Raw genomic sequence first — 17,153 nt, 5'->3', positions numbered from 1 at the left:
AATAACGGTCCATTATATGTATCAATATGACGCCATTGATCACCAACTGGTAGCAGAGCGCGTAGCGCAATTTCGCGACCAGACTGAACGATTCCTTAACAAAGAATTAAGTGAACAAGAATTTCTACCTCTACGATTACAAAACGGCTTATACGTTCAACGTTATGCACCTATGCTACGAGTGGCTATCCCTTATGGTATGCTTTCTAGTAATCAGCTAAGAACTCTTGCCGATATTAGCCGCCGCTATGATCGTGGTTACGGACATTTTAGTACTCGCCAAAACCTTCAGTTTAACTGGCCAAAGCTTGAAGACGTTCCAGATATCCTAGCGGAATTAGCTGAAGTAGAAATGCATGCCATTCAAACAAGTGGTAACTGCATACGTAACACTACTACCGATCAATACTCTGGCGTTATAGCGGATGAAATTGTTGACCCACGCCCTTATTGCGAACTGATTCGCCAGTGGTCTACTTTCCACCCTGAATATGCATTCCTTCCGCGTAAATTTAAAATTGCGGTCAATGCCAACGAGAATGCGGATAGAGCCGCAACACAAGTTCACGATATTGGCCTACACATTAAGAAAAATGCAGCGGGTGAGATTGGCTTTAAGGTTATTGTAGGTGGTGGATTAGGTCGTACTCCTATGGTTGGTGTAACAATCAGCGACTTTATCCCTCGTGCTGATTTATTAACCTACCTTGAAGCAATTGTCCGCGTTTATAACCAACACGGGCGTCGCGATAATAAATACAAAGCTCGTATCAAAATCTTAGTAAAAGCATTAGGCATTGATGAATTTCGCCTGCGTGTTGAAGAAGAATGGAAACACATTAAAAACAATGAAAGTACGGTTCCAGCCGCTGAATTTGATCGCTTACAGAGCTTCTTTACTGAGCCTGAGTATCAAACGCTTACAGACAACCCAAGCAATTTGACAGAAAAGCTAGCAGATAGCACAGGCTTCTCTCGTTGGTTTGAACGTAACACTTTTCCGCACAAAAAAGCTGGCTATCGCATTGTCACACTGACGCTGAAAAAAGCAGGCCAGGCGCCTGGTGACGCGACAGCAGAGCAGATGGAAAAAGCAGCGGACCTTGCCGATAAATACAGTTTCAATGAACTTCGCGTGAGCCATGAGCAAAATTTGGTACTGGCAGATGTACAACAAGATCAATTAGTTGACCTTTGGAATGATTGTAAAGAAGCAGGCTTCGCCACACCTACTCTTGGCTTATTAACCGATATGATTTGCTGTCCTGGGGGTGACTTTTGTGCCCTAGCCAATGCAAAATCCATCCCAATCGCTGAGCAGATTCAAGCCGAGTTTGATAATCTAGATTACTTATACGACATTGGTGAACTTGACTTGAACATCTCAGGTTGTATGAACGCCTGCGGCCATCACCATGTTGGTAATATTGGTATTTTAGGCGTAGACAAAAAAGGTGAAGAGTTTTATCAAGTTTCCATTGGTGGAGCATCTGGACACGATGCCAGTATTGGTAAAATATTAGGCCCTTCCTTTGCACAAGAAGAGATTAGCCGAGTGATCCGCAAACTAGTCGACGTTTATGTTTCTCAGAGAACAGCGGAAGAACACTTTATTGATACTTACCGTCGAATCGGCATCACACAATTTAAAGAGGCTGTATATGCAAAAGCTAATTAAAGACGGCGCCATTGTCGATAATCAATACGTCTTGGCTCAAAACGACGACACCGTCCCTGACAAGAACACTATTGTAGCCGTCGATAAATGGCTGGAAAATCCGTCAGCCGTTGCTGGCATTTGGTTAAACAGCGACCAAAACCCAAGTCTATTAAAAGATGTAGACCTGGATCAATTTGATGTTATTGGCATTAATTTTCCAGCCTTTGTTGACGGTCGTGGTTTTACTTATGCTCGCCTTTTAAGAGAAAGGTTTAACTTTAAAGGAGAGCTTAGAGCCTTAGGTCATTTCATTCCTGATCAACTTGGCTACTTATTACGCGTTGGTTTCAACAGTTTTGACTTTGCTGAGGATGTAAATCTCGAAAGCGCACTAAAATTACACAAACCGTTTAATGTAAAATACCAAGGTGACGCTAACGACCCTAGACCAATTTTCTTGAGAAGATAGTTAATTAGCCCAATACATTGAACAAAAATCTTTGTAATATAAGAAAAAGGCCCTTTAAGGGCCTTTTTCTATTGCGTATTTCTCCACTCATCTTTATCGTATGTTTTGATTGAAGCTATTGATTGTTAAGGGTCTTATTGTGTTTTATAAATTTATTGCTGGTTTTTTTATATCTGTAGCGCTTTCTTCGTCTTTAATGGCGGCAACAGTTTATGTGTCTGACATACAGTTTGTTGCCATCAGAGAAGGACAAAGCAACAACTCAAGAGCAACAGAAAGAGGCATAAAAAGCGGAACGCCTCTTGAAGTTTTATCTAAGTCTGAAAACTATACTCGAGTCAGAACGCCATCAGGTAATATTGGCTGGGTGGCAAATTACTTTTTAAGTGATGATAAAGTAAGTCGAGATGAATTAATCGACCTACAAACACAAATAACATCATTATCCGAAACCAAAATTACCTTACAAGATAAATTAGATGATGCAACGGCACTTGTTGACACACTAAAAACGGACGTAACCACTCTTGCCACTGAAAAAGAGGCTATTGAAAAACGCTTAAACGAACTTAATGAACTTACGCAAGAGGCGCAAGAAATTGTTAGTCGTAATGATGAAAATGTTTTTGCCATTGCCTCTCTTGAACAACGCTTGATAAGCGCGCAAGAAAAAGCAGACCGACTGCAGTCTTCTCATGAACAGAAATGGTTCATGATTGGTGCAGGAACCTTATTAGGTGGGTTAGTCATTGGTGTTCTAGTTCCATTAAATCGTCGAAAAAAAGTAAACAATAGCTCTTGGTCTTAATATGGAAGCATCCATAGTTCATTCGTTCTTTCTCATCTTTGCAGGTGCAGCGGTTATTGCAACCTTTGCCCTGTATACAAGACAACCTCTTATTATTGCTTACATTGCCCTAGGTGCTCTTCTGGGGCCATCAGCATTAGGTTTAATAGATGAACCAGAATTGATGAATGACATGTCTCACGTAGGAATTATATTCTTATTGTTCCTATTAGGCTTAGACATGCAACCAAGCCACTTAATTAACATGCTTAAAAAAGCCTCTTGGATTGCCTTACTGTCATCAATTGCTTTTGCAAGTTTTGGTTACGCTATTGCATTAAGTTTCGGTTATACCCAAACAGAAAGCATTATTGTCGGGATAGCCATGATGTTTTCAAGCACAATTGTCTGCATTAAACTATTACCAACTACCGTACTTCACCATAAGCATACTGGTGAGCTTGTCGTTGGTTTATTACTATTACAAGACATTATCGCCATCGCCGTGCTGTTGGTTTTGTATAGCATTGATGGCAATAGCGATGCGGGCATCAGTCAGTTTTTATTACCCGTTTTAGGACTGCCTATTTTAATCGGCATTGCCTTTGTCTTTGTAAAATATATTTTACTTAAACTCATCACTCGCTTTGATCGCTTCCATGAATATATCTTTTTGGTATCCATTGGATGGTGTCTAACGACGGCGATCACAGCTGAAATGCTTGGTTTATCGGCTGAAATGGGAGCCTTCATCGGCGGTGTCGCGCTAGCTACCAGCCCTATCTCTCAATACATTGCCACCAACTTAAAACCGTTACGCGATTTTTTCCTGATATTATTCTTCTTTACCATTGGAGCCAGCTTCGACTTAAGTTTACTTGGTGCCGTGATTATCCCAGCCATTGCGTTAGCTATCAGCAGTGTATTACTTAAACCTGTAGTCTTTCGATTTTTATTAAAAGGCCTCAAAGAAGACCCGCAGACATCATGGGAAGTTGGCTTTCGTTTAGGTCAAGTGAGTGAATTCTCTCTTTTGATTGCTTATTTAGCAACCAGCATAGGACTAATTGGAAACCTCGCATCTCATGTTATTCAAGCCACAGCCATCCTGAGTTTCGCTTTATCAACTTATGTTGTCATTTTGAACTTCCCCTCCCCCATCGCAATATCTGACAGATTACGCAAAGATTGAATAAAAGTAATAAATATATAGAAAGAAATATGAATAAGTAATTCCTATTAAGGATATCCGAACTATCCATAGGATTTTTATCGTCTATCGCATTATAGTTACCTCAATTATTTACCATATTTGGAGTCAACTCGCATGGCAAACCTTAGTTCAGCACAAGTTACCTCTGTTCATCATTGGAATGATGGGCTATTCAGCTTTAAAACCACAAGAGACCCAGGCTTTCGATTTAAAAACGGTCAGTTTGTTATGATTGGGCTGGAAGTAAACGCTCGACCATTATTAAGAGCATACAGTGTAGCCAGCCCTAATTATGCGGATGAATTAGAATTCTTTAGCATAAAGGTACCTGATGGTGCACTTACTTCTCGCTTACAAAACATTCAAATTGGCGACGATGTCATCATCGGAGGTAAAGCAACTGGAAGTCTGATCGCTGACGATTTACTACCGGGAAAAAACCTCTTCCTATTATCGACAGGGACAGGGTTAGCGGCCTTTATGAGCGTTATCCAAGACCCTGAAGTATACGACCGCTTTGATAGAGTAATTCTAGTTCATGGTACTCGTCATATTGCCGATCTCGCATACAAAGACTTTATCGAGAACGAATTACCTAATAATGAGTTTTTCGGTGAAGAAATTAAAGAAAAACTCACTTACTATCCGACTGTTACCCGTGAAACGTTTAAGCACCAAGGCCGAGTTACTGAACTTATGCGTTCAGATAAACTGACTCAGGACCTAGGGTTACCCCCAATGAACCCTGAGACAGACAGAGTTATGATCTGCGGCAACCAATCTATGCTCGCAGAGTGCCGAATGATTCTTGATGATCGCGGTTTTAAAATATCTCCTAAAATTGGAGAAGCTGGGGACTATGTTATTGAACGAGCATTTGTAGAGCAATAATTCGAACCCATTCATTAAAAAACTCCTATCTTGGCCCATTTTCAGGCTAAGATAGGTTAACATTTCTCTTTATACGAAATAGACAATCTCTATTCTTCACCGTTTTATCTTCAGCTTACTCAACACACTCTCCTTTACAAAAGGATACATGTAATCGCCTTCTGTAGAATTGCATCAAATTGATTACAACAGTCGCCTTATACACTCTGTTTTTCACTTAAAATCAGGAATAAAATGCGAAGATTGCAAATCTTCTTAAAGACTAAGTGAAGGATAGCTTTTTCATTTGACATTTTTACTCTATAATCCCCCGTGAATTTGCATTATCAATTTCTTTACTCTCTATAAAAGTCGATTTATCGCTTTTGGAGGTAAGAAAATAATGGAATAACCAACGCGCGAGATGTGAGAGAAAGGCTTATGTCTTTATCGCGAATTTTTTTGTCCTTCACTTATTAGAGTAAAGTAATGGCTGACTTATCAAAATACAGAAACATCGGTATTTTTGCCCACGTTGATGCGGGTAAAACTACTACTACTGAACGTATTCTTAAACTTACCGGTATGATCCACAAGCTTGGTGAGGTTCATGAGGGTGAATCTACTACCGATTTCATGGAACAAGAAGCTGAGCGTGGTATAACCATCCAGTCTGCTGCGGTTAGTTGTTTCTGGAAAGATCACCGTTTTAACGTTATCGATACTCCTGGGCACGTTGACTTCACTGTAGAAGTATACCGTTCTCTAAAAGTACTTGATGGTGGTGTGGGTGTGTTCTGTGGTTCAGGTGGTGTTGAACCACAATCTGAAACTAACTGGCGCTATGCCAACGAGTCAGAAGTTGCACGTATTATCTTTGTAAACAAATTAGACCGTTTAGGTGCTGATTTCTATCGTGTAACTAAGCAAGTAGAAACTGTTCTAGGTGCAACGCCATTAATTATGGTATTGCCAATTGGTACTGAAGATGAATTCTGTGGTGTTGTAGATCTACTTACACGTAAAGCTTACATCTGGGATGAAACAGGTCAACCAGAAAACTACAAAATTGAAGATGTTCCTGCTGACATGGCAGACAAAGTCGAAGAATATCGCGAAATGTTAATTGAAACAGCGGTAGAACAAGACGACGAATTAATGATGGCATACATGGAAGGCGAAGAGCCATCTATTGAAGACGTCAAACGTTGTATCCGTACGGGTACACGTGATCTTGCTTTCTTCCCAACTTACTGTGGTTCTGCCTTTAAAAACAAAGGCATGCAGCTGCTTCTTGATGCTGTTGTTGATTATCTTCCAAACCCTACAGATGTTGTGCCACAAGATCTTACTGATGAAGAAGGTAATCCAAACGGCGAAAAAGCAATCGTATCGGCTGATGAACCATTTAAAGCACTTGCGTTCAAAATTATGGACGACCGCTTTGGAGCACTAACTTTCGTACGTATCTACTCAGGTGTTCTTAATAAGGGTGACACTATCCTTAATAGCTTCACTGGTAAAACTGAGCGTGTTGGCCGTATGGTTGAAATGCAAGCAGATGACCGTAACGAAATCAGCACGGCTCAAGCAGGTGATATCATTGCCATCGTAGGCATGAAAAACGTACAAACGGGTCACACTCTTTGTGATGTTAAGCACCCTTGTACTCTTGAAGCAATGGTTTTCCCTGAACCAGTAATCTCTATTTCTGTTACACCTAAAGATAAAGGTGGTAATGAGAAAATGGGTATTGCAATTGGTAAAATGGTTGCAGAAGATCCAACATTCCGTGTTGAAACTGACCAAGAAACAGGTGAAACAATCCTTAAAGGTATGGGTGAGCTTCACCTTGACATTAAGGTAGATATCCTTAAGCGTACCTACGGTGTAGATTTAGTGGTTGGTCAACCTCAGGTTGCGTACCGTGAAACCATCACTCGTGAAGTTGAAGATTCTTATACCCACAAGAAACAATCAGGTGGTTCTGGTCAATTCGGTAAAATCGATTACCGTATCAAACCAGGTGAGCCAGGTTCTGGCTTCAAGTTCTCTTCTTCTGTTGTGGGCGGTAACGTACCGAAAGAATTCTTCCCAGCTGTTGAAAAAGGCTTTAAGTCTATGATGGGCGAAGGTACTCTAGCAGGCTTCCCTGTATTGGACCTTGAAGTTGAACTATACGATGGTGGCTTCCACGCAGTTGACTCCTCTGCCGTTGCCTTTGAAATCGCCGCTAAAGGTGCTTTCCGTCAATCTATCCCTAAAGCTGGCCCTCAATTGATCGAGCCTATCATGAACGTTGACGTCTTCACTCCAGACGATCACGTAGGTGATGTAATCGGTGACCTTAACCGTCGTCGCGGTATGATCAAAGACCAAGAGAAAGGCGTAACTGGCGTTCGTATTAAAGCTGACGTACCTCTATCTGAAATGTTTGGTTACATCAGTACTCTACGTACGATGACTTCCGGTCGCGGTCAGTTCTCTATGCTGTTCTCTCATTACCTACCTTGCCCGAATTCCGTTGCAGAAGTAGTAATTGAAGCACAAAGAGCGAAAAAAGAAGAAAAATAATTTTCTTAACGCTTGCTAGATAACAAAAAGCCGATTCATTTGAATCGGCTTTTTTTGGCCTTTTTTTATTACCTACCTTTAAAAAGGCATTGGATAACGCTTGAATACAGCCATAACATCCGCTAAAGCCTCTTCAGAAAGCGGCGTCTTAAATGCATCTATGTTTTCTTTTAATTGCGATAAGCTGGTTGCACCAATAATAGTAGACGTAACACCATCAACCTGATCACACCAAGCTAACGCTAACTGAGCTGGAGATATTGCATGTTTTTTAGCCACATCCATATAATCAGATACAGCCTGATTAACCAGCTCAGTATCTCGAAATAAGCCATGTCTCTGAACAAGACCCCATCGACTTCCTTCAGGTCTAGCACCATCTAAATATTTACCGGTCAACGCCCCCGTAGCCAAGGGTGACCATGGTAAATAAGCCACACCTTGATGCACGCAGTTTTCAATTAAATAAGGCCAATCTTTAGCATGTAATAAACTAAACTCATTCTGAATAGAAATAGGTTTTGGTAGATTGTGTTTCTCACTTAACCTAATATACTCATTAATTCCCCATGGCGTATCATCCGATAATCCAAAATGACGAATTTTTCCAGCTTTAATGCACTCGTCTAACCCTCTTAAAATATCAAGCATGCCGGCACTTTCTTGAGTTGCATCCACATCGTTAAATTTCAACATATTAGGATGGTGCTTCGCAAAATGAGGGCTCGTACGGTTAGGCCAATGCAATTGATATAAATCGATATAATCTGTTTTAAGACGTGCTAAAGAAGCATCAACCGCTTCAATAATCGTTTTACGACTTATCAGAGCACCATCACGAACATAGGATAAGCCTGGACCTGCAATTTTTGTCGCCAAAATAAACTCACTACGACGTCCAGGGTTTCTTTCGATCCAATTACCGATAATTGTCTCAGTTTTACCATATGTCTCTTGTGTAGGAGGTACTGAGTACATTTCAGCCGTATCCATGAAGTTAATACCTTCACTTAACGCGTATTCAATTTGCTCATCAGCATCCGCCTGGCTATTTTGAGTGCCCCAAGTCATCGTTCCCAAGCAAACTCGTGAAACAGACAGTCCACTAGTGCCTAATGGAGAAAATTTCATTTACAACTCCTGTGTTATCGTTACTGAAAGTATACTATTTTTAATGATATCGAAAAAAAATATAAACAACAATATACTCTTTAATACGTTTTATTGAGTAGTTTTTTCAAACCTTTTATCAGTCAAGGTACTTAAAAATGCCATAAGCGCATCTATCTTGTTATCTGTTAGTGCAGGCCCTTTTTCAAGCTCTTCAAAATTAACGGTGGCAGGCCATTCCGCTTGCTCCCACTCTTTACCAGTTTCAGGGTTGATTGTACGACTAGGGTTATTATAATGATCATAGAACTCAAGCACTGTTCTTAACTCTTGAAAAACGCCATTATGCATATAAGGCCCTGTTACCATAATATTCCTCAAGGTTGGTACCTTAAATTTACCACCGTGCTCACTTCCAGAAACCTTTGGGTTCAACAACAACCCAGCGTCCTTTTCTTCTATTATTTCTGTTTTTGATCGAACATATGTATTTTCTGGAACCCCTATATTCTCATAATGATAGTTAGTAAAAGTCTCTTTACTATAGAAAGGAGATGTATTTAATTGATGACATGCATTGCAATTGGTGAACTGCTGAGAGAAAAACAAGGTTTTGCCTAACTCTTCTTCTGGAGTAAATTCCACTTCACCTCTTAACATCCTATCGTATTTTGAGTTAAATGGCATAAACAGCTCTGTCTCTTCAAAAGCCATAATACTTTGCGTCATTGCTGCATATAAAGCATCGCTACTCTCAGTCACGTTATTCCCAAAGATCTGCTTAAATTGCTCTATATAAAAGACATTTTCTTTTAACCTAGAAGCAACCTCTTCTTTACTCTTCATTCCCATTTCAATCGGGTTGAGTGGAGGACCTCCGGCCTGATCAGCTAATGTGGATTCACGACCATCATGAAACTGTCCACCAACAAAGTTACCCTCTGCATTTTTATGAAACACTGGAGTAAGCGCGGCATAAGAAGCCGTTGGAGCATTCCGATCACCTAAAGAATGGTTATCCGAGCCTAATGAGACTGCACCAAACACACCATTATCTCGATCATCAATAAAGCCTTTTTGTGGGTTATGGCAAGTGGCGCAAGATTGATTACGATACTTTGATAAATTCACATCGAAATACAAAGCCGCACCCAACTGAGATAAGGATTTTTGTGTTGAAGCCACACTATCAGACACCTTAACATGACCACTTTGCTGCAAGCTTCCTTCACACCCCCCAGTACCAGAGCCCCAATAATAATTAAGTTCTTATTCATTCTTAACATCAACACTCTCTAGAAACAAATGAAAATCATTACTACTTATTTTATAAGAAAAAAAACGCGAGTTACCGCGTTTTTAGAATTCTTGCACTTATTTGACGCTCATCATTTTTCAGGTAACGTCACATTCAACTCTAAAACAGAACAATCATCGGTATTGTCTAGCTGAATCTGAACATCATTATCATCTACATGAACATATTTACGAATCACCGCAATAATTTCTCTTTGCATTTGCGGCAAATAATCAGGCTGTTTACGACGGCCTCTCTCGTGAGCAACAATGATCTGTAATCGCTCCTTGGCTACAGACGCCGAATTGGCCTCTGATTTGCTTTTAAAATAATCGAAAATCCCCACTCTAACCTCCAAGCAGTCGTTTAAAGAATCCCTTTTTTTGTACATCAAGGAAACGTAATGGTAGTGTTTCACCCAGAAGCCTTTCTACAGCATCACCATAGGCCATCCCGGCTTCAGACTGGACATCCAATATAACCGGCGTACCTTGGTTTGATGCTTTTAAGACCGCTTCAGACTCAGGAATAACACCCAATAAAGGAATCGCTAATATTTCCTCAACATCACTAACACTAAGCATTTCACCTAACTCGACTCGCTCAGGATTATATCGAGTTAATAATAAATGCTCTTCAATAGGATCATCTCCTTGCTCAGCCCGGCGAGATTTACTTTGAAGAATACCTAAGATGCGATCAGAATCTCTAACAGATGACACTTCCGGATTAGTTACAACAATAGCAATATCCGCAAAGTACAAGGCCATTTGCGCGCCTCTCTCAATGCCCGCAGGTGAATCACATACGATATAATCAAACTCTTTTGAGAGCTCATCTAAAACAGATCTTACCCCTTCTTCGGTTAGTGCATCCTTATCACGCGTTTGAGAGGCAGGCAGAATAAACAAATTCTTTGTTCGTTTATCTTTAATTAACGTCTGACTCAATGTCGCTTCTTTATTAATTACATTAACAAAGTCATAAACGACTCTACGCTCACAACCCATAATTAAATCAAGATTTCGTAAACCAACATCAAAATCAATAATAACCGTTTTATGTCCCTTCAACGCCAATCCGGTACCAATTGCCGCACTGGAAGTGGTTTTACCAACACCACCTTTACCTGATGTGACCACAATAATTTTTGCCAATGCCTTATCTCCCAATGACTTTCTACAAGTCTATTTTTAAGGGTTTAAAATAAAGTTCTTTTACTCGCAACGTTAAAGCGCAAGTATTTCTAAATTATCTTCAATTAATAACACTTGAGCGGACTCTTTCCAAATAATTTCTTGCAAAGCATCACTTAACATAAAGTTTCCAGCAATTGAAACCAACTCTGCTTCCATACTTTTACAGAAAATACGAGCACTTGTATCGCCATTCACTCCAGCTAAAGCTCGACCTCTAAGCGCACCATAAACATGTATATTTCCTTCAGCTAGAACCTCAGCACCGGCTCCAACTTGCGCAAGAATAACTAGATCTCCTTCAGAATACACTTGCTGACCTGAACGAATCGGTTTTGATATTACTTTTGTTGGTTGAGTTACCATTCTTTCTTGCACAACCGTTTTGACAACCACATCTGGGTTTTTATCGGTTTCAGCAATTGGTGGTGTGATCGAACGCGTTTTACTTGGAGGAAGCATAGGTAAATGGAAATCATCATGCCATGATGGTAATCCCGCTCCCACACTACGCCACCCAATTGGTCTAAAGCCCAACTCTGTTACTTGAGAAACTAGCGTATTTAATTCAATTAACGTAATTTCACCTTCAAGCTTCGACACATCAATGATAAGTGGCGCCTGACTGAAAAAATGCGGTGCTTGATTAATTTTTTCACTAATTTGATTAATTACACTAGGAGATGAAAACCGGTGTAGTTCAAGTAAAACGGTTGTAACGACACTTCCTTTTAAATGGAAGTCTGTTTCTTTCATGCACACGTTCCTTTTATCTTGCAAGAATGCATTAACTTTTAAAGAATTAGCTGCTTATTTTAGCAAGCTCAAAAATTAATGAAAGCATTACTCCTTTCGAAGTTAAAAAACACTTCATTTTCATATAACTGACAATATTTACAGCTTTAAAACTGACATTATTTAATAATCGAATAAATTACACACTGTAATCTTATAAAAGAATTGTTCTTTCTTATTTAATTAGTGTTGGCGGCTTAATTCAAACACGATCAAGAAGGTATGCCGGCTTAAGAAGCCTTACATTAATTGATTCTTCAAATATCATTTCGAATATTTTTGGTCTTATTTCTTTGACCCACCAGTCATCATAAGTTTTTACATATAAGGCCTGTCGTTGTGATTCACTCTCAAATGAACGCAACCAAACAAACCATAATTCACCATATTCATCTTCATAGGTATAAGTCTCAAGCACGACCATTCCTTGAGACAACTGATAAGGCAAAAGTTCCAGTTTCATCCAGTTAAGCCACTCTTTTGCCTTACCCGGTCTTATTTTATACTCTCTTAATTCAACCAAACTCAAAGCAATACCTCAATAAAATCTAAAATTAGGATCGAGTCATAGATCCTTGTTTTTTAAAAACAATCTATGACTCACTTTTTCGAAAAAAGCCATTCGTCCAATCAAAAGCCCTAATAAAATCAGCACAGTTGCAATGATATGTGTTGGCTCAATCGCCTCATTATAAAATACCACGCCTCCAAAAATCCCGAAGACAGGCACTAATAAGGTCATCGGTGCCACACGTGAAATAGAATACTTCATGATCATCTTATTCCAAAACCAATATCCCAATAAAGTTGTGGGGTAAGCTTGAAACAGTGCCGAAATAATAGCCAACTGATTCAAATGCTGAGGTAGTAATGTAATAGCTTCTACTCCATGACTTATTACGGCTAATAATAAAAGAAGCACGGGAGCAAAAAGCATTGCCCATATGTTAAAAGCGAATATTGACTGCGTATTGGCTTTTTTTACAATCAATCCATTTACGCTCCAAAATAAGGAGGCAATCAACACTAACCCAACACCTTCTATTGTTATTGATCCATCTTCTAGCTGCAGAATCAGCACTAACCCTGACAAGGCCAAAAATGCACCGATTAGGTTGCTACTGGTAATTTTCTCATCTAAAAAATACCAGCCAACAAATAAACCACTTACCACACTCATATCTAATAGTAGAGAGGCCATCCCTGAAGATAAGCCAGCATCGATTGATAATGTTGTCATCCCCCATACACCAACGCCAAAACTGACACCATACATAATAAGGTAACGCCATTTCACATCGGGCTTTTTAATAAAAAACACCAATGGTATTACAGCAAAAAAGAAACGCATTGCAGTCAAAACCAAAGGATCAATATTATTTACGCCCAGTTTAATCACGCTAAAATTCAGCCCCCATAACGCCATTAACAATACCAGCAACACCACGTCAAATCGTTTCATACCGACCCTTTTATTCGTCATCACAAAGATGCCAGTATGCTTTAATTGAAATTTAGAATGCAGATTCAATTTTAAAGAAAAAAAGAGTACAATTGACCTATATTGAAATAAAGCCAAACAAAGGCCAAATAAATCATCATGACTTTATATAAAAATCTAGCTCAGCACTTTATCAATGAAATACAAACCAAACAAAGGGCTATTGGGTCTCGTTTACCCCCCTTACGAACCATAGTGCTGCAGCATCAAGTAAGCATGACAACGGCAATCAAGGCATACTATTATTTACAGCAAACAGGGTGGATTTTTGCAAAGCCTCAATCTGGCTATTTTGTTGCGAATCACCTTCAAAAACCCACCTTTCCAACACTATCCTCGACAAGAGCAGAAAAAAGAGACCCTAAAGATTTTGTACCTCACAAAAGATACAATCAAACCTCCGAGTTTTTTAGTGAATTAGGTACGGCTATGATAGCCCCCATATTAGCGCCCAACCTCAATCTACAAAGGTGCTTAAAACGAGTCACTAAACGTGCAGTTGAAGGTCTTTTTTTCTATCCTGAAAACCGAGGAGGTCAGCAATTAAGACGGGCATTATCACATCATTTTCAGAAAGATAATTTGGCATTTTTTGAAGACGATCTGATCATTACGCATGGGTGTTTGGATGCCGTCAAACTGGCCATAGAAACTACTACCAAAATAGGCGACACCATTGCTATAAATTCTCCTTGCTACAGTGGCTTATTGGACCTACTAACTGGGCTTTCACGTAATATTATTGAGATCCCATGCCATGCTGACTCGCTAGATCTCGCGTTGCTGGAAAAATTAATGCAGAAACGTAATATTCAAGCGGCACTATTCAGTACTAGCCACATCAACCCTACTGGCGGCAACTTATCTGTAGAACAGAAAAAACAGCTCGCCTTTTTAGCAGAAACCTATAAAACACCTATTATTGAGGATGATGTCTATTTTGAGCTATCTCATCATAAACACACCCCCTTACCGGCAAAACTGTGGGATAAAGAAGGTTACATACTTTGGTGCAGCTCTTTCTCTAAAACCTTAGCACCCGGTTTACGTCTCGGTTGGTGCTTGCCAGGGAGGTTTATCAATCAATACATGAGTCAACAATCCCTAACGGACAGTGGCGTCAATGGGTTAACCCAAAGTGCACTCAGTGAATTTCTAAATACAGGAGATTATCGTACCCATCTTAATAAACTGCGTATCACCTTAAATCATCAAATAAATCAATATAGACAATTACTGGTCAAAAAACTGCCTAATAATGCCACCGTCAGCACACCGGATGGCGGCCTAGTTTTGTGGATACATGTTCCTAATCTAGATACCGATCGTCTAGAAAAGCTCGCAGATGAATGCCAAATTGATATTCGAAGTGGAAATCGATTTAGCACAGAAAATACTTACAAAAACTGTTTAAGAATAAATTGTGGTTGGCCTATTGCGACCGCAGTAGCTGAGACGGTAATTGAAGAAGAAAACCATAAAGTGAGACAGCAAATAGAAACTCTATGCCAAATAATCAACAGAGAAGTCTCGATAAAGACATCGTCTAATTATGGCTAACGTAAACCTACGTGATTGGGTACGGCTTTCATAGACTCACACCTAATACTAAGACATCGATTTAACTCCTCCCCTCAATCGGATAGATAATAAGAGACGGTGGAGACAACACGCACTTTCTTAATATGAGGATTATTCTTATCCCTGGCACTAATGCTAAATTGACCTTGAGAGGCGGTACGTATTTTTCCTAATGTGCTTTTAGAATCTGAGGCGAATTTCTCCGCCACCTCTCTGGCCTTCTTCGTTGCCTCTTCGATCATCTCTGGTTTAATTTCATTCAGACGTGTGAAAATGTATTCGGTTTGATAAGAATAATCATTGCCATTAAAAACAATCCCTTGCTTGCCTAAAACGGATATATTTCCCATAACCCCCCTCACAACGTCAATGTTTTTGGAGTAAACCGTCACTGTTTGGGTGGCCGTATAGCGAAACAAGGCTTGCGCTTGCCCCCCGTACTGCTGTGCCGATTTATCAATGATGGATGGCCCAGTAAACGAGATTTCATCCGCATTAAGACCTGCATCTTCTAAAAATGCGCGAATTTTACCCGTGCTTGCCTCTATCGTTTGATAGAGTGACGACAAATTGTTATCTGCTACGGTAAATTGAATTGGCCATATCACAATATCCGCTTTGTACTCTCTTTCGGATAATCCTTTCACTGTGACTTGCCGCTCATATTCTTTATATCGAATCGCTGATTCTCCCAGCTGATACCCTAAGGACACCAAGCCTAGCAAAAGACAGAGTCCAATAAACACTGAATTAAATCGATTAATATTAGCCATATTATTCCCTTATCTTTACCTAAACATGTTTTTATTAGCGTTTATTTTATATGTCAACGATATCATCCACGGTTAATTTTTTACATTATTACTCACAGAATTTTTCCATTAAACCCCTCTATCTACGTGAACTATAGAGAAAACCACGATTTGATAGAAAAATTCATCTTCTCCTGCTGACACTTCTACTATAAATATCAAAATAAATTCATCAGACCTATTTGATAAATTGGTTAACCTATGACAATATCATCTCAAACGAACAAAAATTAAATCGTTTTAAATTTCATTAAAAAATGCTATTAATGTTTAAACCTTTGATAAAAACAATAACCCGAAAAGGATCTAATCACTATGAAAAAACTATTAGCTCTACTCTTTTCACTCACATTTGTGATGAACAGTGCTACCGCAGCTGAAAAAATAACTATTGGCCTTGCTGTTGATCAGTTATTTGAAAGTCGAGTTGCTGAAAATGATGCGATTAAAGATGAAGCGGCTAAAAGAGGCTACTCTGTTATTGAAGTGGTCGCGGATGGCGACGCCCAAACTCAAAACCAGCAAATTCAGTCCCTCATTACACAAGGTGTTAAAGCAATATTAGTTTGTGCCGTCGATCAAAATACCATTGAGCGCGCCCTAATGGCAGCAGATAGAGCGGGTATTGCCATCGTTGCATACGATAGAAGCCTTGCTAAAAGCCGAGTGGTAGACACTTTCGTCGGCCCTGATTCTTTAGCTGATGGTCGCCTTGCTGGTGCATATACAGCAAAACAATTAGCGAAAGTAAAAGGTGAAAAAGTGATTGTCGAATTAATTGGTGCTTTAAACGATCAAAATGGCATTGATCGTAGCAAAGGTTTCCGTGAAGCCATTGAGGGGTTAGATAACGTAAAACTGATTGAAGTCCCAACTGATTGGGATTCTGCTCGCGCACTTTCAGGAACTCAGAATGCGTTTCAAGCCAACCCTATAGTGCATTCCGTATTTGCCGCCACAGACACGCATATCCCTTCAGTAGAAACAGTCCTTACTGATCTTGGCAAATTAAAGCCAGCAGGCACGGATGGTCATGTTGTTATCACGGGTATTAACGGATCATTAGATGGTTACCAAGCAACATCTAAAGGTATCGCAGATGGTATCGTTGTCATGAATCTTGACAAAATTGGTCGCACGGCTGTGGACCTGGCTGAAAAATTAATAAATGGAGAAACGGTTGAACGTCGCAATGTTGTATCAGGTAACTTCTATACAACAGATAACATTCAGCAGCATAAAGATGCTATCTGGGGCGCAAAATAACCTTGCACCATTAACAATAGAA

The 17,153-nt window shown here is 39.7% G+C and carries 16 protein-coding genes; 8 read left to right on the top strand and 8 right to left on the bottom strand.

Features of this window, described 5'->3' with window-relative positions; translation table 11 throughout:
- Positions 1 to 16: 16 nt before the first annotated feature.
- The 6 genes from O1D97_RS18165 to fusA all read left to right on the top strand — a co-directional run bounded on the left by O1D97_RS18165 (position 17) and on the right by fusA (position 7,573).
- Positions 17 to 1,678, top strand: coding sequence for a nitrite/sulfite reductase (locus O1D97_RS18165; protein WP_269127604.1), 1,662 nt, complete (start codon positions 17 to 19; stop codon positions 1,676 to 1,678).
- Positions 1,662 to 2,129, top strand: coding sequence for a DUF934 domain-containing protein (locus tag O1D97_RS18160; protein ID WP_269127603.1), 468 nt, complete (start codon positions 1,662 to 1,664; stop codon positions 2,127 to 2,129). Before O1D97_RS18165 ends, O1D97_RS18160 begins: the two co-directional genes overlap by 17 nt.
- A 139-nt stretch (positions 2,130 to 2,268) precedes the next feature.
- On the top strand, positions 2,269 to 2,937 hold the full coding sequence (locus O1D97_RS18155) for a TIGR04211 family SH3 domain-containing protein (protein ID WP_269127602.1): 669 nt from the start codon (positions 2,269 to 2,271) through the stop codon (positions 2,935 to 2,937).
- Position 2,938: 1 nt separating this feature from the next.
- Complete coding sequence (locus O1D97_RS18150; protein ID WP_269127601.1) at positions 2,939 to 4,108, top strand: cation:proton antiporter domain-containing protein; 1,170 nt, start codon at positions 2,939 to 2,941, stop codon at positions 4,106 to 4,108.
- Positions 4,109 to 4,243: 135 nt separating this feature from the next.
- Positions 4,244 to 5,020, top strand: a complete 777-nt coding sequence (locus O1D97_RS18145; RefSeq protein ID WP_269127600.1) for a ferredoxin--NADP reductase — start codon at positions 4,244 to 4,246, stop codon at positions 5,018 to 5,020.
- Positions 5,021 to 5,488: 468 nt separating this feature from the next.
- Positions 5,489 to 7,573, top strand: a complete 2,085-nt coding sequence (fusA, locus tag O1D97_RS18140; RefSeq protein ID WP_269127599.1) for an elongation factor G — start codon at positions 5,489 to 5,491, stop codon at positions 7,571 to 7,573.
- Between the two features lie 78 nt (positions 7,574 to 7,651).
- On the opposite strand, the gene O1D97_RS18135 is transcribed toward fusA, so the two are convergent.
- From O1D97_RS18135 to O1D97_RS18105, 7 genes are all read right to left on the bottom strand, one after another.
- Entirely contained in the window at positions 7,652 to 8,704 is a 1,053-nt protein-coding gene (locus tag O1D97_RS18135) for an aldo/keto reductase (RefSeq protein WP_269127598.1), read from the bottom strand.
- A 90-nt stretch (positions 8,705 to 8,794) separates the two neighbouring features.
- The gene (locus O1D97_RS18130; protein ID WP_269127597.1) at positions 8,795 to 9,868 is read right to left on the bottom strand and encodes a cytochrome-c peroxidase; all 1,074 of its coding nucleotides are present in this window, start codon (positions 9,866 to 9,868) and stop codon (positions 8,795 to 8,797) included.
- 203 nt (positions 9,869 to 10,071) lie between these two features.
- A complete protein-coding gene (gene minE, locus O1D97_RS18125; protein ID WP_191600242.1) occupies positions 10,072 to 10,326 on the bottom strand; it encodes a cell division topological specificity factor MinE in 255 nt (84 codons plus the stop codon).
- A 1-nt stretch (position 10,327) separates the two neighbouring features.
- A complete protein-coding gene (gene minD / locus O1D97_RS18120; RefSeq protein ID WP_269127596.1) occupies positions 10,328 to 11,137 on the bottom strand; it encodes a septum site-determining protein MinD in 810 nt (269 codons plus the stop codon).
- A 72-nt stretch (positions 11,138 to 11,209) separates the two neighbouring features.
- Positions 11,210 to 11,932 carry a septum site-determining protein MinC gene (gene minC / locus O1D97_RS18115; RefSeq protein ID WP_269127595.1) on the bottom strand — a complete coding sequence of 241 codons (723 nt, stop codon included), beginning with the start codon at positions 11,930 to 11,932 and terminating at the stop codon, positions 11,210 to 11,212.
- Positions 11,933 to 12,173: 241 nt separating this feature from the next.
- Positions 12,174 to 12,500, bottom strand: coding sequence for a hypothetical protein (locus O1D97_RS18110; protein WP_269127594.1), 327 nt, complete (start codon positions 12,498 to 12,500; stop codon positions 12,174 to 12,176).
- A gap of 36 nt (positions 12,501 to 12,536) precedes the next feature.
- Entirely contained in the window at positions 12,537 to 13,433 is an 897-nt protein-coding gene (locus O1D97_RS18105; protein WP_269127593.1) for an EamA family transporter, read from the bottom strand.
- A 138-nt stretch (positions 13,434 to 13,571) separates the two neighbouring features.
- Between O1D97_RS18105 and O1D97_RS18100 the strand changes: the two genes are divergently transcribed.
- Positions 13,572 to 15,032: an aminotransferase-like domain-containing protein gene (locus O1D97_RS18100; RefSeq protein ID WP_269127592.1), complete on the top strand. Its 1,461-nt coding sequence runs from the start codon at positions 13,572 to 13,574 to the stop codon at positions 15,030 to 15,032.
- Positions 15,033 to 15,106: 74 nt separating this feature from the next.
- Here O1D97_RS18100 and O1D97_RS18095 read toward each other — a convergent pair whose 3' ends face one another.
- Entirely contained in the window at positions 15,107 to 15,826 is a 720-nt protein-coding gene (locus O1D97_RS18095) for an SIMPL domain-containing protein (RefSeq protein WP_269127591.1), read from the bottom strand.
- Positions 15,827 to 16,180: 354 nt separating this feature from the next.
- Between O1D97_RS18095 and O1D97_RS18090 the strand changes: the two genes are divergently transcribed.
- Positions 16,181 to 17,131, top strand: a complete 951-nt coding sequence (locus O1D97_RS18090) for a sugar ABC transporter substrate-binding protein (RefSeq protein ID WP_269127590.1) — start codon at positions 16,181 to 16,183, stop codon at positions 17,129 to 17,131.
- Positions 17,132 to 17,153 lie beyond the last annotated feature (22 nt).

The organism is Marinomonas phaeophyticola, from assembly GCF_026966905.1.
GTDB classification, from domain to species: Bacteria; Pseudomonadota; Gammaproteobacteria; order Pseudomonadales; family Marinomonadaceae; genus Marinomonas; species Marinomonas phaeophyticola.
This window is presented reverse-complemented; position numbering and strand designations above follow the sequence as displayed.

Coding starts and splice junctions, on each gene's coding strand:
- O1D97_RS18165 (WP_269127604.1), top strand. CDS start 17: ATGTATCAATATGACGCCATTGATCACCAACTGGTAGCAGAGCGCGTA.
- O1D97_RS18160 (WP_269127603.1), top strand. CDS start 1,662: ATGCAAAAGCTAATTAAAGACGGCGCCATTGTCGATAATCAATACGTC.
- O1D97_RS18150 (WP_269127601.1), top strand. CDS start 2,939: ATGGAAGCATCCATAGTTCATTCGTTCTTTCTCATCTTTGCAGGTGCA.
- O1D97_RS18145 (WP_269127600.1), top strand. CDS start 4,244: ATGGCAAACCTTAGTTCAGCACAAGTTACCTCTGTTCATCATTGGAAT.
- fusA (WP_269127599.1), top strand. CDS start 5,489: ATGGCTGACTTATCAAAATACAGAAACATCGGTATTTTTGCCCACGTT.
- O1D97_RS18135 (WP_269127598.1), bottom strand. CDS start 8,704: ATGAAATTTTCTCCATTAGGCACTAGTGGACTGTCTGTTTCACGAGTT.
- minC (WP_269127595.1), bottom strand. CDS start 11,932: ATGAAAGAAACAGACTTCCATTTAAAAGGAAGTGTCGTTACAACCGTT.
- O1D97_RS18105 (WP_269127593.1), bottom strand. CDS start 13,433: ATGAAACGATTTGACGTGGTGTTGCTGGTATTGTTAATGGCGTTATGG.
- O1D97_RS18100 (WP_269127592.1), top strand. CDS start 13,572: ATGACTTTATATAAAAATCTAGCTCAGCACTTTATCAATGAAATACAA.
- O1D97_RS18095 (WP_269127591.1), bottom strand. CDS start 15,826: ATGGCTAATATTAATCGATTTAATTCAGTGTTTATTGGACTCTGTCTT.
- O1D97_RS18090 (WP_269127590.1), top strand. CDS start 16,181: ATGAAAAAACTATTAGCTCTACTCTTTTCACTCACATTTGTGATGAAC.